Raw genomic sequence first — 18219 nt, forward strand, 5'->3', positions numbered from 1 at the left:
GGATGCTCTCCGGCGCAAGCGGCCGGCATATCAGGAACCGGGCAGCGCATAGGCGATGACCGCATCCCCGGCCTTGGTGCCGAGCGAACCGTGGCCTCCCGCCACCACTACCAGGAACTGGCGACCGCTCCTGGGCGACAGATAGGTCATCGGGGTGGCCTGCCCACCCGCCGGCAGACGGTCCTGCCAGAGCTGGCGGCCCGACGCGACGTCATAGGCGCGCACGTAATAATCCAGGGTCGAGGTCAGGAACGCGACGCCGCCTGCCGTCATGATCGGCCCGCCGAGGCTTGGCACGCCCATCTTGAAAGGAAGCGGTACAGGCGAAGAATCCCGCACCGTGCCGTTCCGGTGCTTCCAGGCCACCTCGCCGGTGCGCAGGTTCAGGCCCGCCACATAGCCCCAGGGCGGCGCCTGGCAGGGAAGGCCGAGGGGCGAGAGCAGCGCATGCAGATCCACCGCGAACGGCGCGCCGAAATTCGGGTTGAGGCTGCCGGTCTCCTGGCTGCCCTGGATGTCGGAGCCGCTCGAAGGCTCCTGCGGGCTCTGCTTCGGCGCCTCCTCGCGCGGGACGAGGCGTGACACGAAGGCCATGTAGCTCGGATTCGCAAAGGCGATCTGGCGTACCGGATCGACCGCGATGCCTCCCCAATCGATCACGCCGAAATTGCCCGGATAGACAAGGGATCCTTGCGTGGAAGGCGGCGTGAACATGCCCTCATAGCGCAACTGCCGGAACTGGATGCGGCAGGCGAGCTGATCGAAGAGGGTAGCGCCCCACATGTCGCGCTCGCGCAGGGGCTGGTCCGGCGCCAGGGAAACGGACGAGAAGGGCTGGGTCGGCGAGGTCCGGTCGCCCGGCGCTGCGCCCTGCGGCACGGGCTTCTCGTCCACGGGGAAGATCGGCTGCCCGTTGCGGCGGTCGAGGATATAGATTCCGCCCTGCTTCGTCGGTGCGACGAGAGCCGGGATCGTCTCGCCATTCCGCTTGAGGTCGATGAGGCTCGGCTGCGCGCCGATATCCATGTCCCACAGGTCGTGGTGGACTGTCTGGTAGACCCATCGCACCTTTCCGGTCGCGATATCGAGAGCCAGGATGGAGCTGGAGAAGCGCTCCATATTCTCGGTCCGGCGGCCGCCCCACTGGTCGGGCGTCGCGTTACCCATGGGCAGATAGATCATGCCGAGCGCCTCGTCGGCGCTGGAGACGCTCCAGCTGTTGGGCGAGTTGTGCGTGTAGGTCTCGCCTGGGCCGATAGGCTCGGTGCTGTCCGGCTCGCCCGGATCCATGTTCCAGACGAGACGCCCCGTGTAGATGTCGTAGGCGCGGATCACGCCCGAAGGCTCGGTGGTCGAGACATTGTCGCTCACGTTGCCGGCCACGATGACGAGGCTCTTCGTCACCACCGGTGGCGAGGTCGAATAATAGAAGCCTGGCTGCAAGTCGGGCATGCCGGCCCATAGATCCACATGCCCGTCCTTGCCGAAGCTCGGACAGGTCTTGCCGGTCGCGGCATCGAGCGCGATCAGCCGCGCATCGGCGGTGGGCAGGAGGATGCGCTGCGGGCATTCGCCGTTCGGCGGCAGGTTGTCGGGCGTCGACGCATGATAGGCCACGCCGCGGCAGGTGAGATGCTGCAGGCCTTTCGACTGGTTGATCTTGGGATCGTAGCGCCAGCGCTCCTGCCCGGTTTCCGCATCGAGCGCGATGGCGAAATCATGCGGCGTGCAGAGATAGAGCGTGTCCCCCACCTTCAGGGGCGTGACCTCGTAGGTGGTCTCCTGCGGATCTCCCGGACCACGGATATCACCCGTGTGATAAGTCCAGGCGACTTTCAGGCTCTTCACATTGTCCGGCGTGATCTTGGCGAGTGGCGAATAACGGCTGCCGAAGTTTGAGCGGCCCCAGGCGTGCCAGTCGCTATCGGGAACGCCGGCATAATCCGGCTGCGCCGCCGCCACGGCATCGGTGGGAAGGGCGCCATCCTGGTTATGATAGTCCTCGAAGAGCGCCGCGATGCCGACCACGGCGGCGATCACCAGGGCACCGGCCAGCGGCAGGCCTGCAGCGCGCCAGGGATGCGGATCGTCCGCCCGCGCCAGGGGGCGCGCGATCCAGGGAAGCAGCAGGACGAGACCAACGATGAACACCACGTCGCCCCGCGGCGCGAGCTGCCACCAGTCGAGCCCGATCTCCCAGACCGCCCAGGCCAGGGTGCCGAGCACGAAGGCCGCATAGAGCCAGAGCGCCTCAGGTCTGCGGACGATGAGGAGGACGCCCGTGGCGATGAAGACCAGCCCCGCAACGGCATAGTACCAGGACCCGCCCAGGCTCACGAGCCAGACGCCTCCGGCCAGCAGGGCCAGACCCAGGACCATGAGGCAGATCCCGACAATCCAAAGGACGAAAGGCGTGCGGCCCGTTGACGGCATACGGGAGCTCCGGCGAGAGGGGATGCCCCGTCAACGCCACCACGGCGGAAGGGTTGCCTGTCCGGCCCGGCGCCTCTCGCCCGGCCTTAGGCGCGGACCTGCGCCGCCATGGCCGGGGATGGGGCCCGCGGGCGGGCCTTCGCCCGTGAGGCGACCCCGTCGACCGCCTGGATGACCGCGTCGGGGGCGAGATGCTGGATCATATGGCCAAGGCCGGGCAGCGCCATATAGACGCTGTTGGGCAGATCCTCCTGAAGACGCTCCGACTGGCGTCCCGAATAGACGATCTCGTCGGAATCACCGGCTACGATGACGGTCGGGACCGTGATGTCGGGATAATGGCCCTGCATCTCCATGGCGGCCGGGATCATGAGCGCCGTGTCTTCCGCAACGGCGCGCAATTGAGAGGGCCGCAGCACCAGCGCCTTGGGGAAGCGCTCCTCGAAACGACGCGGAACCGGCGCAGGTGCGAAGATCTTGCGGATGAGCTTCGGAAGCAAAGCCTTGGCGGCGAGCGGCCCCACCGTATGACGCATGAGGTCGCCGAGGACCGGGATGGCGGGCGGCGAGAAGAGCACCACATCGGCCCGGGCCGTCGGGTAGTAATATCCGGACAGCAGCACGAGGCCCCGCACGAGCGTCGGCGCCTCCAGGGCCAGGCTGAGGGCAATCAATGTGCCCCAGGAATGGCCGAGGACCAGCGCATCCCGGACACCCATCAGCTGCAGGGCGCTCTCGAACAGGCGCGCATAGGCGCGCGGCGTCCACAGGCGGCGCGGCCGCGAGCTGTAGCCGAAGCCGGGCCGGTCGAACACGATCACGCGATAGTCCTTGGCCAGGCGGTCGACGATGCCGCTGATCAGGAAATCCTGGATCATGGATCCATTGCCGTGCAGGAGCACGAGCGGTTCGCCCCTGCCCCGCTCGATATAGTGGAGGCGCACGCCGTCCACGGTCATGAACCGGCCGATGGGCGGGTACTCACGCTCCGCCTCGGTCGCCTGCATGGATGTGTAGAGGGCCGCGGCTCCCATGACGGCCGCACCGCCGATCAGGGCCGGCGTCAGCCAGTTGGTCCCCGGTCCGGTCTCCCGCCGCGCCGGCGCGAACGCGGCGTGGCCTTTCCCCGTATGAAGGCTGTTGTGCATGAGACGTCTCCCTGGTCACAGGGAACGAACGCGCAATGCTCCACGAGGTTGCTCCGGGCCCGGGCCCGACCCTTCGGGCAGATCGCCGCTCACGGCCCCTGCACGCTCGTCCAGATCTGCTCCAGCAGGTCGGGATCCAGCACCCGTCCGGAGGCGGTGAGCACATAGGCGTTCTTGCCGGGCGGCGGCTCGGCCGTCATGGCCCAGTGCAGGGCCTCGCGTAAGGAATCGAAGCGCTCCGCATGGTTCCAGTCGATCAGGCCGCCATCGAGATGCGCGCCTGCCCTCTCGAACGCGACCGACGCACGCGAATCCAGGTCTTCCTTGGTGACCATGGCGGGATCCTCCGTTTCGCCCCGAAACGTCAACGGAGGGGAGCGTGGCCGCGTTCCAAGTCTAGCCGGAGATGGACTAGCGCCGGACTTGGACTAACCGGACTTGGACTAACCGGGCTTGGACTAACCGGGCTTGCCCTTCCGGGCGAAGGGGCGCTTGGGCTTGCCATTGCCTTCCCGCTTCGATGGCCCCCTGTCCTCGCCCCTGTCTTTTCTCTTGCCTTCGCCCTTAGGCCCTCCCTTGGGCCCCGCCTTGAAGCCACCCTTCCTCGGAGGCGCCTTCTCGGTCTTCCCGTCGTGGTCGCTTCGTCCGCCCGGTGCCTCCGCGGGCTCGATGCGGATATCCTCGTCGTTGGTCTTGCGCACGGCAGCAGCAAACTTGGGCGCGATCGACTGGGCTATCTCGAACTTGGTCTCCCGGTCGAAGATCCGGATCGAGCCGATTTCCTTCTTGGTCACGTGGCCCAGGCGGCAGATGATCGGCAGAAGCCAGCGCGGATCAGCATTGTTTCGGCGGCCGACACTCATGCGGAACCAGACCATGTCCTGGCCGCCGCCGTAATCGGCACGGCCCTCGCGAGTCCTCTGGGTGTCGCGCTCCTTCTCGCGGGTGCGCTTGTCGAGCCGGTCGCGCGGGCCGCGGTCGGCACCCGGATCGAACACTTCTTCCGGGGCCGGCAGGCGGGCACGGAGCACGCGCGCGAACGCGGCCGCGATCTCCTCAGCCGAGAGGCGGGACAGGAGCGCCTGCGCGGTCGCGAGGTCGTCTTCCGTCGTTTCGTCGGTCAGGGCCGGATCCTGCAGGATGCGCTCGCGGTCCCGGCGGCGGATTTCGTCGGCCGAAGGCGGGCCGCCCCAGGTGGCTTCCAGGCCGGCATCGTCGATGAGGCGCTCGGCCTTGCGGCGGCGGGTATACGGAACCAGGAGCACGCAAACGCCCTTCCGGCCCGCCCGCCCCGTGCGGCCGCTGCGGTGAAGCAGGGTCTCGGGGTCGTTCGGCAGGTCGGCATGGATCACGAGCCCGAGATCCGGCAGGTCGATGCCGCGGGCCGCGACGTCGGTGGCGACACAGACCCGTGCCCGCCCGTCGCGCAGAGCCTGGAGCGCATGGTTGCGCTCATTCTGCGTCAGTTCGCCCGACAGGGCGACGGCCGAGAAGCCACGCTCCACCAGGCTGGCATGGAGGTGGCGCACGGTCTCGCGGGTATGGCAGAACACCATGGCGCCCCGCGCCTCGAAGAAGCGCAGCACGTTCACGACCGCGAGCTCGATCTCGTTGGGCGCGATCCGCACCGCCTGGTAGTCGATGTCCCCGTGAGGCTGGTTCTCGACTAGCGTGTCGACCCGCAGGGCGTCGCGCTGGTAGCGCCGCGCCAGGGCCGCGATATTGCGCGGCAAGGTGGCCGAGAACAGGAGCGTGCGCCGCTCCGGGGGCGTCGCGTCGAGGATGAATTCCAGATCCTCCCGGAAGCCGAGATCGAGCATCTCGTCGGCCTCGTCCAGGACCACGGCGCGCATCTGCGACGGGTCGAGACGCCCGCGCTCCAGATGGTCGCGCAGGCGGCCCGGCGTGCCCACCACGATGTGGCAGCCATCGGCGAGCGCCCGCTGCTCGCGGCGCACGTCCATGCCGCCGACGCAGGACGCGACCCGCGCCCCGGTCGGCCCATAGAGCCAGATCAATTCCCGGTGGACCTGGAGCGCCAGCTCTCGGGTCGGCGCCACAATGAGCGCGAGCGGTTCCGCAGGCGGCCCGAAGCGCTCCGCCTCCCCCAGAAGGGTCTCAGCGAGGGCGAGCCCGTAGGCGACGGTCTTGCCGGAGCCCGTCTGGGCCGAGACGAGCAGGTCCCGCCCTTCAGCCTCCGGCTGGAGCACGGCGGCCTGGACGGGGGTGGGTTCACTGTAGCCTTTCTCGGCGAGGGCGCGTTCGAGGCTCGGATTGGTCTTGGGAAAGGGCATGGATTCGCGGCGTGGGCCGCCCCCTAGGGAGGGTTTGGAATATGGCGGCTTGAAGGGGGACGACGCTTACGCGTCGTCCTGGTCGTCCATCTCGTCGACAGTTACGAGGAACATCACGTCGATGCCGTCCTCGTCATCGTCCTCATCGGAATCCTCGACCTCTTCCTCGTCCCAATCCTCCTCGTCCTCCGCGATGGCGTCGTCGAAGGCCTCGATCTCGTCGTCGGAGGCCCGGCGCACCGTGAAGGCCGCGGAACCATCCCACAGGGGCTGGCCCTCGCTCGTGAAGGACTTGAGGTCCTCCCGGAAATCCTCGCTCATGAAGAGTTCGCGGGCCTGCTCCTCGTCGGCATTGGTGATGGCGATCGCCTTGCCGGCGATTTCAAGGGTGAACATGGGCATATCCTTCTCGGAGTGGAGGCGGGGTTCACGGCATCAACGCCGATACCGGCCGTTCCGGTCAATCGTCGCGGGGCCGTCGGCAGCTCGACGGTTCTTTATAGGGCATAGGCCGCCCTGAACAGAGCAGGAGCCAGGAATTCGGCAGGAGACAGCTTCGGGAATTAAAGATACATTATATCGTCAAGAATAAGAATCGGCTTCAACCGAACCTGGAGCGAAAGGTGGGCCCATGTCCAATGCACAATTGTCGAACGACCAGATCTTCGAGTGGGAAAGCATCACCCAGCCGTCTTATTGGGGTGGGCAGATCCTCGCGCCCAATGGCCAGGCTGCCATGTCCCAGATCGTCGCTACAGGGGCCAATACCGTCACGATCATTCCAAACTTCTTTCAGACGGATAAGAACAGCAATTCGGTAGGATTGAAGATCGTCGATCCGACCAAAGCGTGGGCCAACGAGAGCGACACCTTCGATGTGGTCAAGGAATCGATCCTTTCGGCCAAGGAGAAGGGGCTCAAGGTTGTCCTCAAGCCGCATCTGGAAACAGACCACCCTCGCGTCTGGCGCGCCGAACTCACTCCTAGTGATCCCAAGGCTTGGTTCGAAAGCTACAAGGCTACGATGGTCGAATACGCCAAGGTGGCGCAGGCAGCAGGCGCGGAGATGATCTGCGTCGGCACCGAAATGAACAGCATGATCGATCCGACCAAGGTCTGCAACGACGGCAAGACCTACACCGAGAAATGGACTGAGATCATCGATGCCGTGCGCACCGTCTATTCCGGCAAGGTCACCTACGCAGCCACCTATGACACGGTCATGAAGGTCGGGTTCTGGGATAAGGTCGATTTCATCGGCGTCGACGCTTACATTCCCTCTTCGACGGTGAACGATCCGACGGTCGACCAGATCGTCGATGCCTGGATCAAGCCGCATTTCAATCCCTGGATCCGGGATACCTTGCACGGCGGAAAGTCCGTCGTCGAGTATTACAAGGCGCTCTCGGAGCAATACGGCAAGCAGGTGATCTTCACCGAGGTCGGCTACAAGAGCATGGACGGCGCGAACAAGGATCCTGGCGTTTTCGGCGGCAGCGGAACATACGATCCCCAGGAGCAGGTCGACGCTTATACTGCACTTTACAAAGTCATGGAGAATTACGGCGGCCAATGGCTCGGCGGCGCCTTCCTATGGAGCTACTACTCCTTCGCAAACCCGATGGATCCTCAAAGCGAAGGAGGGGCAGAGGTCCCGTGGACCGATTACACGACGCAGCACAAGCCCGCCAATGATGTCGTCACCTACCATTACTCAAGCCCCGCCCACGAAAAGGGCCTCACCTGGACCGGCACAGCCGCCGCGGACAAGCTCGACGGCGGCTATCACAATGATACGCTTGTCGGTGCGGGCGGGAACGACACCCTCTGGGGCGGAGCGGGCGCCGACCGCCTCGACGGCGGCGCCGGCACCGACACGGCCATGTTCTCCGGGGCGAAATCCGCCTATGGGCTGGTGAAGAACACCGACGGCAGCATCACGGTGACGGGTCCAAACGGCACCGACACCCTGCAGAACGTCGAGATCGCCAAGTTCGACGACGCCACCCTCGACCTGTCCACCGTAACCCCACCGCCTCCGTCCGATGGCGGCTCTTCGGGCGGTAGCGGAGGGGGCGGCAGCCCGTCCGGTCCGGTGTCGCTGAGCCTGCGCGGCACGGCGCGGGTTGACCGGCTCACCGGCGCGGACGGCAACGATGTGATCAAGGGCCTCGCTGGCAACGATATGCTCAAGGGTCTGTCCGGCAACGACAAGCTTTACGGCGGGGCCGGCAAGGACGTGCTGTATGGTGGCGCGGGCCAGGACATCTTTGTGTTCGATGCCAAGTTCAACAAGAAAACCAACCTCGACAAGATCGCCGACTTTACCGTCAAGGACGACACGCTCTGGCTGGAGAACAGCCTGTTCAAGGCCAACAAGAGCCTCTATGCGGCGATCAAGAAGGGCAGCGAGGCCAAGCCGGCGAAGATGGCGAGCAAGTTCTTCACGGTGGGCGACAAGGCCAAGGATGCCAACGACTTCTTCATCTACGACAAGAAGACGGGCGTGCTGTCCTATGATGCGGATGGGTCCGGGTCGAAGGCTGCGGTCGAGATTGCGACCCTCAAGAAGGGCCTCAAGCTGACCGAAAAGGACTTCTTCTTCATCTGAGGGAGACCCTCAACCGGCTTTCCTCCCCACGGCTCAAGCTCTCGGGGGAAGCGCTGCGCTGCTCTCCTCCCCCTTGTGGGGAGGAGGTGGAGGTGGGGGTGTCAGCTCTGAATTCTCAGAACGTGGCGCTCACACCCCCACCCTGACCCTCCCCACAAGGGGGAGGGAATTCTGTCGCGCAACTCCCGATCTCGTAACTTCCCCGTCATGGTCGGTTCTGGCGCCGCCCTGTCCCAGCAAGGGCAAGGCAAGCACGATGGCAGAGACGTGATCGAGCGTGCGCGCGGCGGCCATAGGGGCGCCTTACTCTGCCGCCATGCCTGTCCGGACTTCCGGCCACGGCGCCTGGCCAAGCGCCCGAAAGTGCCGGGCCTCCTTACACGAAGGGGGCACGTGGGGTGCGGCGGGGCTATGCTCGGCGGATCGCAGCCCTGGGCGGAAGCGCTTTTGAAAGAGCGCTATTCCGGCTACGGCGCTTGACGAAGCAGCTTTTTATGACGTCCAACTCATTTCATTAGGGAAGTTTATTCGATGCCGCGATATTGCCTTGCCCTCCTGGGCCTTCTTGCCGGAGCTGGATGGATCATTGCCGCAACGGTCCCGGCCCTCGCCCAGGGCGAGGCAGCGTCGGACGCAGAGGGTTCAAAACCGCTCAGGCTCACCGTGCGCCCTTCCGGCTTCGATGCGGACGCGGAGAATCAGGCTCGCCAGGAGCGCCTGCTCCGGCGCCTGGAGCAGGCGGATTACTCAGTCCGCTCCATCTGCGTGAATTGCGGCGACGCCTGGAAGCACCAGACCTACGCACCCTTCAACCCGCTCCAATCCCTCGGCATGCCGCATCCGTCGGACGACTAGGGTCCGGACGGCCCATGCGTGGCCGTCAAGCCCCCATGCCCCAAGGCAGCCTTGAAGGGGCACAGCCGTGACCCGTATATTGCCGGCGGCGGGGACGACCCCGCTTTCCCCCACATCCCGGTAGGGACGCCCCTGCCATCGACGGAGGTCCTGTCATGGCATGGATCTATCTCTTCGTCGCCGGTCTCTTCGAGATCGGCTGGGCGATCGGCCTGAAATACACCGAGGGCTTCACGCGCCTCGTCCCTTCGGTCCTGACGGGCGCCAGCATGATCGCCAGCGTGCTGCTGCTCGGCCTCGCCCTGAAGGCTTTGCCCGTGGGTACGGGCTATGCGGTCTGGACCGGGATCGGCACGGTCGGAACCGCAATCCTCGGGATCTATCTCTTCGGAGAGCCGGCCACCGCCGCCCGCCTCGCCTGTATCGGCCTGATCGTCGCGGGCATTCTGGGCCTCAAGCTGGCGGCCTGAACCGAGGCGATCCGTTCCACACTCTTGCCCGAACCGCGGCCCCTCCAAGCGGGGCCGCGGAACCGGCCGTCCCATTGCGCTGTTGGAGACACGACACGCCATTGGGACGAGACCATGTCATTGCAGAGTACCGACCGGACACCATCCTCGCTGACCACCACGAGCCTGATGATCCTGCTCGGATGGACCGTGGTGCGCCTCGTCACCCTTGGCGGCCGGCCGCAGCCGGCAGCAGCAGCCCGCAGGCCGGCGGGCGCCGGTCATACGGGAGGCGCGACCACACCCGGCCGAAAATCCGCCGATTTCGGCGCCAGGACGGAGGGCCCCGCATCGCCCCATGAGACCGGGCGCGGACGGCAGGCGGACTCGCCGACCGAAATCCCCGCCCAGGGATGGAAGGATATTCTCTGGCGCGTCTATGAGCGGGTGCAGCACGATCGTGTCATGCTCGTCGCGGCCGGCGTCACCTTCTATGCCCTTCTCGCGATCTTCCCGGCCATCACGGCCCTGGTATCGATCTACGGCCTGTTTGCGGATCCGGCGACGATCCAGAGCCACCTGAGCATGCTTTCGGGCGTCCTGCCGGGCGGTGCGCTCGAGATTATCGGCGAGCAGGTGACGCGGATCGCCAGCAACGGCTCGGGCACGCTGGGGCTGAGTTTCCTCATCGGTCTCGCGGTCGCCCTGTGGAGCGCCAATGCGGGCATGAAGTCGATCTTCGATGCCCTGAACATCGTCTACGAGGAGGAGGAGAAGCGCTCCTTCATCATGCTGAACGTGGTTTCGCTCGGCTTCACGCTCGGTGCCATCGTGTTCATGCTCATGGCCCTGGGCATGGTCGTGGTGGTGCCCATCGTGCTCAGCTATCTGGGCCTCGAGACATGGACCGAGACCCTGGTGGCCCTGCTGCGCTGGCCGGCTCTCCTGATCGGCATCGTTCTCGCCCTGGCGCTGGTTTACCGTTACGGGCCGAGCCGCGACAATGCGAAATGGCGCTGGATCACGCCCGGCAGCCTCATTGCCTCCGTCCTGTGGCTTGCGGGCTCGATGCTGTTTTCCTGGTACGTGGCGAATTTCGGCAAGTACAACGAGACCTATGGATCCCTGGGCGCCGTTATCGGCTTCATGACCTGGATCTGGATCTCGACGATCATCGTGCTGCTCGGAACCGAGATCAATGCCGAGATGGAGCACCAGACCGCGAAGGATACGACCGAGGGACCGCACCAGCCCCTCGGCACCCGCGGCGCCACCATGGCGGACACGCTCGGCGAAGCGAAGGCCTGAACCCTCGCCTCGGCAGGCTTAGAACACGCATTCCCGGAAGGCGGGCTCCACCGAGCCGTTCCAGGCACCGTGATAGCGCTCGAGGAGACGCTCCGCCGGGGTGACGCCCGTCTCGACGATCTCCTGCGCATAGGCGAGATGGCGGGTTTCATCCTGCCCTGCCGCATCCTTGAAGGCTCTGCGCCGGAGGCCGGCTTCCGAGAGCGCCAGCGCCTCGCGGGCGATCTCGCGTACGCTGCGGCCTGCGATCTCGGCCTTGAGCGCAAGGGTCGGCACATCGGCGCGCAGGCGGTTGCGCTCGGCTGCGCTCCAGCCCTTCACGAGCTCCCAGGCCCCGTCGAGGGCGGCGGAATCGTAGAGAAGACCCGCCCAGAAGGCCGACAAAGCCACGATTTGCTCGGGCGGCCCCACATCGGCGCCGCGCATTTCCAGATAGCGCTTGAGGCGCACTTCCGGAAACAGGGTGGAGACATGGTTCGCCCAGTCGGAGCGCGTGGCGCGCTCGCCCGGCAGGCGCGCGAACCGCCCCTCGAACAGATCCTTGAAGGACGCACCCGCCACGTCGTGATAGGTCGAATCGCGCTTGACGAAATACATCGGCACGCCGAGTGCCCAGTCGACATAAGCCTCGTAACCGAAGCCGTCATCGAAGGCGAAATCCATCATGCCCGTGCGGTCGCGGTCTGTGTCGAGCCAGATAGCGGAGCGGCGTGACAGGAAACCGTTGGGCTTGCCGTCCGTGAAGGGCGAATTGGCGAAGATCGCCGTGGCGATGGGCTGGAGCGCAAGCGAGACGCGCAGCTTCCGCACCATGTCGGCTTCGGATTCGTAATCCATGTTCACCTGCACGGTGCAAGTGCGATACATCATGTCGAGGCCGAGCGAGCCGACCTTCGGCATGTAATCGGTCATGATCTTGTAGCGCGCCTTCGGCATGACCGGGGTCTGGGCACGGGTCCAGAGCGGGCTCATACCCAGGGTCAGAAATCCGAGGCCGAGCTCCTGCCCGACGGCCTTCACGTGATCGATGTGAAGCGCCGTCTCGTCCGCCGTTTCATGCAGGGTCCGCAGGGGCGCGCCCGACAGTTCGAACTGCCCGCCCGGCTCCAGGGAGATCGCGCCGCCTCCGGCCTCGTCGAAGAGCCCGATGGGCTGCTCCTGCTCGAGGATGGGCTCCCATCCGGTGCGGGCCTGCAGACCCTCCAGGAGCGCACGGATTCCGCGCCCGCCCTCATAGGGGACCGGGGAGGCATCGGCCGTGTAAAAGGGGATCTTCTCGTGCTCTGTGCCGAGCCGCCATTCGCTTCGCGGCTTCTCGCCGTCAGCGATCCACGCGACGAGTTCCGCACGCGTGGTGATTGGGGTCGTATCCGATACGTCCCGCGCCATGAACCACCTCATCAAAAAGCGCGTTCAAGGCGCGCCGACTCAGGTCGCGACTAGATAGGCGCGTTACGGACAAGCTGCAATGCGGTGACGGAAGAAAGCTCAATCGTAATATAGTTCTGCCACCGAGCCCTCCGTCATTCCGGGGCGCCGCAGGCGAGCCCGGAACCCATAAATACTGAGTTTTTCGAGAAAGACGCAGCGACAGACGTTGTTCTTCACCCTGAAATGCTGGTGGTTATGGGTTCCGGGCCCAGCGCATCGCGCTGTCCCGGAATGACGGCGAGTAGCATCACAACAGATCTCGGCAGCCCGCGCTAATGCCGAACCATGGTATCGCCGGTGGTTTCGGCGGAGAGCCAGTCCACGACGCCGAACAGGGCATCCCGGTTGGACAGGCCGCGGCCGACCGCTTCCGTGTACAGGGAAAGCTGCCGGTCGGCGCTGGTGCCGCGGGCGATGATCCAGCGGCAGAGATCCAGCTCGCTACGGCAGCCCAGGGCGTCCGCGTCCTCGGCCACGAGCGCAAGGGTCTCGTCGAGCATCTGCCGCACGGGCTTGGCGCTGCGCGTCGCCTCATCTACGAAGCTGCCGTGGATCCCATAGCGCTGGGCCCGCCAGCTGTTCTCGTCGTTGATGGCCCGGGAAGCGCCGGTCTGGCCCGCATTGAGGGCCTTATCGCGGCTCAGGTGCCGCACGAGGCAGCGGTAGAGGGCCGCGATGGCGAGGGTGTCGTCGATACGCGTGCAGCTGTCGGCGACCCGCAATTCCAGGGTCGGATGCTTCAGGGACGGCCGGATGAACCACCACACATAGCTGGAATTCTCGATGGCCCGCGCCGCCACGAGGGTATCGATGTAGCGCTGGTAGTCCTTCTCGTCCGCGAACAGATCCGGCAGGCCGGTGCGCGGCAGCTCGCGATAGGCCGCAAGCCGGTAGCCGAGGAGGCCTGTGCGCTGCGACTGCCAGAACGGCGAGGAGGTCGACAGGGCCAGGAGCAGCGGCAGGAAGGGCTGGATGCGGTTCATGATGTCGACCCGGGTCGCAAGATCCGGGATTTCCACATGGACGTGCATGCCGCACACCACCGTGCGGCTGCCGACCATCTGCAGGTCGTGCATCACCTTGCCGTATCGGGGCTGCGCATTGGGCCGCACCCGCGCCCAGACGGCCAGCGGGTGAGTGCCCGCCGCCATGACGGACAGCCCGTGCTCACGGGCGATCTGACCGACGGAGGAGCGCAGGCTCGAGAGCTGAGCGCGGGCCTCGGCGAAGTCGGCGCTGGGTTTCGTGGCAATCTCGATCTGCGGCTCGAGCATTTCGTGCGTGATGCCGTCCTCGAGATTTTCGTGGCAGGACGCGAAGAACTCCTTCACTTTTGCGCGGGCAACATCCCGCTTGGCGGCATCGTTGACGAAGTACTCTTCCTCGATGCCGAACTTGAATTCCCCACCCATACTTGAATTCCTCTTATCTTATTCTTGAGTACTTCCGAACTAGACGCTCGCCCGCTTCGACGGCGCCCAAACTCCTCTTCAATGAGGCGAGATTGGGGCGAACCGGAAGGGAACTGCCAAGCTATTGAGGCTAGCGGGAAATCTTCGTCGTGCGTCGTTGGAAGATCGGATCAGACCCAGTCTCCCAGCACCGACTGGACGACCGCCAGGGCTGCGACAGCGGCGGTGTCGGCACGCAGGATTCGCGGCCCCAACGATACGCGGATACATCTTTCGTGGGCGGCGACAAGAGCTCTCTCCTGGTCGACGAAACCCCCTTCGGGGCCCACAATAACGGCGAACTTGGCCGGCTGGTTCCACCCCTCGTTCACGGCTTTTCGCAGCGCCTCCACAGGGTTGGCGATGGGGGCGTTCTCGTCGCAGAAGAGGATTAGCCTATCCTGCTCCAAGTCTTTGATGAATTTCGGGAAATCGACCTCTTCCCGAACCTCCGGAAGGCCCAGGATGCCGCATTGCTCGGCCGCCTCGACGGCATTACTCCGCATGCGCTCCAGATTCACCCGCGTGGCCTGGGTCCGGCGGGTCAGGACCGGCTGGAGAACTCCCGCGCCCATCTCGACCGCCTTCTGGACCATATAGTCGAGCCGCGCATGTTTCAGGGGCGCGAAGGCATAGACGAGATCGAGCGGATAAGTCTGCTCGCGGGTGCGGGCGACACAGACGAGATCCGCGGCCTTGCGCCCTTCCACCGCCACGGCCGCCCTCCACTCCCCATCCCGGCCGTTGAAGACCAGGACCGCATCCTCGGCCTTCAGACGGAGCACGTTCAGGAGATAGTTGGCCTGCGCCCGGTCGAGCGCGATGCGCGCGCCCTCGGCAAGCGGCGCATCGACGAACAGGCGGGGGGCGTTGAAATCGTAGTGGGCCATGGCGACTCCGCAGGTGGGGACAGGATTAGCAAGTCCGTCTCCCGGACGGGAGGGCGCCGGGCAGGCTGTTCCCCCGGAATTTTGCGTGCGCCCGATCACATCCTGCGCAGGGGAGACCATTCGCCCCTTGGCCGGGGGAGTTTGAACGTGTTAACGGAACGGCTGCCCGCGATCCGTCGCGGACTTCCAGATCCGGGGAATGTGTCGATGCTGCCTATTCGTTCGCACCTTGCTGCCACCTTTGCCGTCGCGGGCGTCTTCATGGCCGGCCCTGCCTTCGCGCAGGCGAGCGGTTGCGGAGATGCGCAGAAATTCCTGACCGAGCGCCAGAGCCTGATCCAGCAGATCAACAAGCTCGGCGGCGGCGGCAAGAAGAAGACCGTCGATCCCCGCGCGGCCTGCGGGATCTTCACCAAGCTCGTGTCCAACGGCAGCGTGGGCCTCAAATGGCTCGAGACGAACAAGGTCTGGTGCCAGGTGCCGGACGAGTTCGCCAAGGGTCTCGAAGAAGACCACAAGCGCGCCGTGGAGATGAAGGGCAAGGCCTGCTCGGCTGCCGCCAAGCTGGCCGAGATGGAGAAGCAGGCCAAGAAGCAGCAGCAGCAGGGCGGCGGATTGCTCGGCGGCGGCGGACTGACCGGCTCCTACACCATGCCGAAGGGCGCCCTCTAAGGGCCGGCCCGTTTCCGTGCCGGAGCGTCCCGCCGCATCCTCCCTGCCGGATGCCGTCCGCGGCCATTGGGCCGATCGGCTGGCGCCGGCGGCCCTTCGCCCATACTTACGCCTCGCCAGGATCGAGCGGCCCATCGGATGGTGGCTGCTCCTCCTGCCCTGCTGGTGGTCGGCGGCCCTCGCCGCCGTCGCGGGCGGGCTCCCCTGGCCGAACCCTTTCCATTGCCTGCTCTTCCTGATCGGCGCCGTGGCCATGCGCGGAGCGGGCTGCACCTATAACGACATCGTCGACCGGGATCTCGACACCCGCGTGGAGCGCACGCGCGACCGCCCCCTCCCGTCGGGCCAGGTCGGGCTCAAGGGCGCCCTCACGTTTCTCGGCCTTCAGGCGTTGGTGGGCCTGTTGGTCCTGCTCCAGCTCAACGGCTTCGCCATCGCGACGGGCTTCGCGTCCCTGGGGATCGTCGCGCTCTACCCGTTCATGAAGCGCTTCTTCTGGATGCCGCAGATCGTCCTCGGCCTCGCCTTCGCCTGGGGCGCGCTCATGGGCTGGGCCGCGGCCTTCGGCTCCCTGAGCCTGCCTGCCCTCCTCCTCTATGCGGGCAGCATCGCCTGGGTCGTTGGCTACGACACGATCTATGCCCTCCAGGACATCGAGGACGACGAGATTGCCGGGATCAAGTCCTCGGCCCGGTTCTTCGGCGAGAGGGTCCGGCTCGGCGTCGGCCTCTGCTACGGCCTGGCGCTCGCCTTCATGGCCCCTGCCTTCTGGCTGGCCGGAGCCGGCCTCGTGGCCTTCGCGGGGCTTGGCCTCTTTGGGCTCCACCTCGCCTGGCAGGTGGCGCGGATCGACCGCGCCGACGGCGCTCTCGCCCTGCGCCTGTTCCGGTCCAATCGGGATGCGGGCCTGATCCTGTTCGCGGCCATGACCCTGGAATGCCTCCTGCGGAGTCTTTGAAACGCCTTAGACTCCATATTCCTGCTCGACCGGCTGCACCGCCACAGGCTCCGGCCGGCGCAGGCTCACGAGGCTTAAGGCCAGCGCACCCACCGCGCAGGCCGCGATGGCGCCGACCATCGGCAGGGACGTGCCGTCGAACATCAGGCTGACGATCACGATCATCACGCCGCCCGCCACCATCTGCAGCGTACCGCCGAGCGCGGAGGCCAGACCCGCGATGGGCCCGTGATCCTCGAGCGCCAGCACCATGGTGGCCGGAATGACGAGACCCAGGAACGCGAAGGACGCGAAGAGCAGCACGACCAACACCGTCAGGCTGTCGATCCCCGCCGCCGTGAGGGCGAAGAGCAGAACCGCGAAGAAGGCGTAGCAGGAGGCGGCGGCTGCCACGACCCGCTTCATGCCGAAACGGGAGCCGAGCGTCGCTGTGAGCTGCGAGGCGCCGATGAAGCCCACCGCGTTGAGCGAGAAGGTGAAGCTGTACTGCGTCGGCGTCAGGCCGAAATGATCGATATAGATGAAGGACGAGCTCGCCAGGAACGCGAAGAAGCTCGACATGCCGAGCCCGCCCGTGAAGGTGAGCGCCAGGAAGTGCCGGTCCCGGAAGAGCTGCCCGAACCCACCGAAAACCTCACCGAGGCTGACCTTGATCCGCTCCGCGGGCGGGCGCGTCTCGGGCAGCGAGAAGGCGAGCAGGACGAGGCTCACGGCCGCCGCCGCCGTGACGGCGACGAAGACCGCGCGCCAGCCGAACGGCACGATGAGGGCGCTGCCGGCCAGCGGCGCCAGGATGGGCGACACGCTGATCACCAGCATCACCAGCGACATCAGCCGCGTGGCCTCGATGCCCGTATGCAGGTCCCGGATGATCGCCCGCGGGATGACCATGACAGAGGCCGCGCCGATGCCCTGCACGAAGCGGAAGACGATCAGCGCCTCGATGCTGCCGGCCAGGATGCACCCGACGGAGCCGGCCGTGAAGAAGGCGAGCCCCACATAGAGCGGGGGCTTGCGCCCGATCATGTCCGAGACCGGCCCGTAGACGATCTGGCAGAGGCCGAAGGCCACGAAGAAGGCCATGAGGGTCATCTGAGTCGCGGCGGTCGAGGCCCCCAGGTCCGACGCGATCGTCGGCAGGGCCGGAATGTACATGTCGATCGCGAAGGGCCCGATGGCCGAGAGAAGGCCGAGGACGAGAGCGGTTCTGGCGTAGCTGGAACGCATGGGAGATCCTTGGGGATCATTCGAAGGATGTGAGGATGGACGGGGCTGGGCGGCCCGGTCTTTTAAGCTTGGGCCTGAGGCAGCATGGCAACGAGCATCCAGCGATGGCCGAAGGGATCCTCGACCATGGCGAAGCGCGCCCCGAAGAAGGCATCGTGCGGGTCCATCACGCCCTTGCTGCCTGCCGCGACGGCCTGCTTGAAGATGGCGTCCACCTCCTCGGGCCTGTCGTAGGAGACCGAGATGGAGACCGGAGACGGCCGGCCCGGCACCGGCGCCGACCCGCCATCGAACTCCTCAAACTCGTCCGAGAGCATGACGGTGCCGCCGTTAATGGTGAGATGCGCGTGCATGATGCGCCTGCCGTCCTGGGCCGGCATGCGGGCATTTTCCTGCGCGTCGAACGCCTTCTGGTAGAACGCGATGGCGTCGGCGGCGCCCTTTACAGTGAGATAGGGCGAGATTCTGGGCGCGTTGTCCATGGTTCCTCTG

At 65.8% G+C, this 18219-nt stretch carries 16 protein-coding genes; 6 read left to right on the forward strand and 10 right to left on the reverse strand.

Annotation, left to right across the window (positions count from 1 at the left end; all coding sequences use genetic code 11):
• Positions 1-30: 30 nt before the first annotated feature.
• The 5 genes from C4E04_RS15090 to C4E04_RS20955 form a co-directional block, all read right to left on the reverse strand.
• Positions 31-2433: a glucose/quinate/shikimate family membrane-bound PQQ-dependent dehydrogenase gene (locus tag C4E04_RS15090; protein ID WP_109598605.1), complete on the reverse strand. Its 2403-nt coding sequence runs from the start codon at positions 2431-2433 to the stop codon at positions 31-33.
• An 86-nt stretch (positions 2434-2519) separates the two neighbouring features.
• The gene (locus C4E04_RS15095; RefSeq protein WP_245416336.1) at positions 2520-3467 is read right to left on the reverse strand and encodes an alpha/beta fold hydrolase; all 948 of its coding nucleotides are present in this window, start codon (positions 3465-3467) and stop codon (positions 2520-2522) included.
• Between the two features lie 203 nt (positions 3468-3670).
• Positions 3671-3916 (reverse strand): hypothetical protein, encoded by a 246-nt coding sequence (locus tag C4E04_RS15100; RefSeq protein WP_109598610.1) that lies wholly within the window; start codon positions 3914-3916, stop codon positions 3671-3673.
• A 123-nt stretch (positions 3917-4039) separates the two neighbouring features.
• On the reverse strand, positions 4040-5875 hold the full coding sequence (locus tag C4E04_RS15105; RefSeq protein WP_109598612.1) for a DEAD/DEAH box helicase: 1836 nt from the start codon (positions 5873-5875) through the stop codon (positions 4040-4042).
• A gap of 66 nt (positions 5876-5941) precedes the next feature.
• Positions 5942-6271, reverse strand: coding sequence for a hypothetical protein (locus C4E04_RS20955; protein WP_162559420.1), 330 nt, complete (start codon positions 6269-6271; stop codon positions 5942-5944).
• 235 nt (positions 6272-6506) lie between these two features.
• On the opposite strand from C4E04_RS20955, the gene C4E04_RS15115 reads away from it, so the two are divergent.
• The 4 genes from C4E04_RS15115 (at position 6507) to C4E04_RS15130 (ending at position 11098) form a co-directional block, all read left to right on the forward strand.
• The gene (locus C4E04_RS15115; RefSeq protein WP_109598617.1) at positions 6507-8486 is read left to right on the forward strand and encodes a calcium-binding protein; all 1980 of its coding nucleotides are present in this window, start codon (positions 6507-6509) and stop codon (positions 8484-8486) included.
• A 531-nt stretch (positions 8487-9017) separates the two neighbouring features.
• Positions 9018-9341 carry a hypothetical protein gene (locus tag C4E04_RS15120; protein ID WP_109598619.1) on the forward strand — a complete coding sequence of 108 codons (324 nt, stop codon included), beginning with the start codon at positions 9018-9020 and terminating at the stop codon, positions 9339-9341.
• A gap of 155 nt (positions 9342-9496) precedes the next feature.
• Complete coding sequence (sugE, locus tag C4E04_RS15125) at positions 9497-9811, forward strand: quaternary ammonium compound efflux SMR transporter SugE (RefSeq protein ID WP_109598621.1); 315 nt, start codon at positions 9497-9499, stop codon at positions 9809-9811.
• 114 nt (positions 9812-9925) lie between these two features.
• Positions 9926-11098, forward strand: coding sequence for a YihY/virulence factor BrkB family protein (locus C4E04_RS15130; RefSeq protein WP_109598623.1), 1173 nt, complete (start codon positions 9926-9928; stop codon positions 11096-11098).
• Positions 11099-11116: 18 nt separating this feature from the next.
• On the opposite strand, the gene C4E04_RS15135 is transcribed toward C4E04_RS15130, so the two are convergent.
• From C4E04_RS15135 to C4E04_RS15145, 3 genes are all read right to left on the reverse strand, one after another.
• Positions 11117-12487 carry a glutamate--cysteine ligase gene (locus tag C4E04_RS15135; RefSeq protein WP_109598625.1) on the reverse strand — a complete coding sequence of 457 codons (1371 nt, stop codon included), beginning with the start codon at positions 12485-12487 and terminating at the stop codon, positions 11117-11119.
• A 314-nt stretch (positions 12488-12801) separates the two neighbouring features.
• Positions 12802-13941, reverse strand: coding sequence for a carboxylate-amine ligase (locus C4E04_RS15140; protein WP_109598627.1), 1140 nt, complete (start codon positions 13939-13941; stop codon positions 12802-12804).
• A 170-nt stretch (positions 13942-14111) separates the two neighbouring features.
• Positions 14112-14870, reverse strand: a complete 759-nt coding sequence (locus tag C4E04_RS15145; protein ID WP_109598629.1) for a 16S rRNA (uracil(1498)-N(3))-methyltransferase — start codon at positions 14868-14870, stop codon at positions 14112-14114.
• Positions 14871-15077: 207 nt separating this feature from the next.
• On the opposite strand from C4E04_RS15145, the gene C4E04_RS15150 reads away from it, so the two are divergent.
• The gene (locus tag C4E04_RS15150; RefSeq protein ID WP_109598631.1) at positions 15078-15542 is read left to right on the forward strand and encodes a hypothetical protein; all 465 of its coding nucleotides are present in this window, start codon (positions 15078-15080) and stop codon (positions 15540-15542) included.
• Between the two features lie 16 nt (positions 15543-15558).
• Positions 15559-16500 (forward strand): 4-hydroxybenzoate octaprenyltransferase, encoded by a 942-nt coding sequence (gene ubiA, locus C4E04_RS15155; RefSeq protein ID WP_109598633.1) that lies wholly within the window; start codon positions 15559-15561, stop codon positions 16498-16500.
• 6 nt (positions 16501-16506) lie between these two features.
• Here the strand turns inward: ubiA and C4E04_RS15160 are convergent, their stop codons facing one another.
• Both C4E04_RS15160 and C4E04_RS15165 read right to left on the reverse strand, forming a co-directional pair.
• Positions 16507-17727, reverse strand: a complete 1221-nt coding sequence (locus C4E04_RS15160; RefSeq protein WP_109598635.1) for a multidrug effflux MFS transporter — start codon at positions 17725-17727, stop codon at positions 16507-16509.
• Positions 17728-17789: 62 nt separating this feature from the next.
• Entirely contained in the window at positions 17790-18209 is a 420-nt protein-coding gene (locus tag C4E04_RS15165; protein WP_109598637.1) for a glyoxalase/bleomycin resistance/extradiol dioxygenase family protein, read from the reverse strand.
• Between the last annotated feature and the right edge of the window lie 10 nt (positions 18210-18219).

The organism is Microvirga sp. 17 mud 1-3 (assembly GCF_003151255.1).
GTDB lineage: Bacteria > Pseudomonadota > Alphaproteobacteria > Rhizobiales > Beijerinckiaceae > Microvirga.

What these genes read in the sequence shown, in the direction of transcription:
- C4E04_RS15090 (WP_109598605.1), bottom strand. Translation starts at nt 2,433, where the DNA reads ATGCCGTCAACGGGCCGCACGCCTTTCGTCCTTTGGATTGTCGGGATC.
- C4E04_RS15095 (WP_245416336.1), bottom strand. Translation starts at nt 3,467, where the DNA reads ATGGGAGCCGCGGCCCTCTACACATCCATGCAGGCGACCGAGGCGGAG.
- C4E04_RS15100 (WP_109598610.1), bottom strand. Translation starts at nt 3,916, where the DNA reads ATGGTCACCAAGGAAGACCTGGATTCGCGTGCGTCGGTCGCGTTCGAG.
- C4E04_RS15105 (WP_109598612.1), bottom strand. Translation starts at nt 5,875, where the DNA reads ATGCCCTTTCCCAAGACCAATCCGAGCCTCGAACGCGCCCTCGCCGAG.
- C4E04_RS20955 (WP_162559420.1), bottom strand. Translation starts at nt 6,271, where the DNA reads ATGTTCACCCTTGAAATCGCCGGCAAGGCGATCGCCATCACCAATGCC.
- C4E04_RS15115 (WP_109598617.1), top strand. Translation starts at nt 6,507, where the DNA reads ATGTCCAATGCACAATTGTCGAACGACCAGATCTTCGAGTGGGAAAGC.
- C4E04_RS15120 (WP_109598619.1), top strand. Translation starts at nt 9,018, where the DNA reads ATGCCGCGATATTGCCTTGCCCTCCTGGGCCTTCTTGCCGGAGCTGGA.
- sugE (WP_109598621.1), top strand. Translation starts at nt 9,497, where the DNA reads ATGGCATGGATCTATCTCTTCGTCGCCGGTCTCTTCGAGATCGGCTGG.
- C4E04_RS15130 (WP_109598623.1), top strand. Translation starts at nt 9,926, where the DNA reads ATGTCATTGCAGAGTACCGACCGGACACCATCCTCGCTGACCACCACG.
- C4E04_RS15135 (WP_109598625.1), bottom strand. Translation starts at nt 12,487, where the DNA reads ATGGCGCGGGACGTATCGGATACGACCCCAATCACCACGCGTGCGGAA.
- C4E04_RS15140 (WP_109598627.1), bottom strand. Translation starts at nt 13,941, where the DNA reads ATGGGTGGGGAATTCAAGTTCGGCATCGAGGAAGAGTACTTCGTCAAC.
- C4E04_RS15145 (WP_109598629.1), bottom strand. Translation starts at nt 14,870, where the DNA reads ATGGCCCACTACGATTTCAACGCCCCCCGCCTGTTCGTCGATGCGCCG.
- C4E04_RS15150 (WP_109598631.1), top strand. Translation starts at nt 15,078, where the DNA reads ATGCTGCCTATTCGTTCGCACCTTGCTGCCACCTTTGCCGTCGCGGGC.
- C4E04_RS15160 (WP_109598635.1), bottom strand. Translation starts at nt 17,727, where the DNA reads ATGCGTTCCAGCTACGCCAGAACCGCTCTCGTCCTCGGCCTTCTCTCG.
- C4E04_RS15165 (WP_109598637.1), bottom strand. Translation starts at nt 18,209, where the DNA reads ATGGACAACGCGCCCAGAATCTCGCCCTATCTCACTGTAAAGGGCGCC.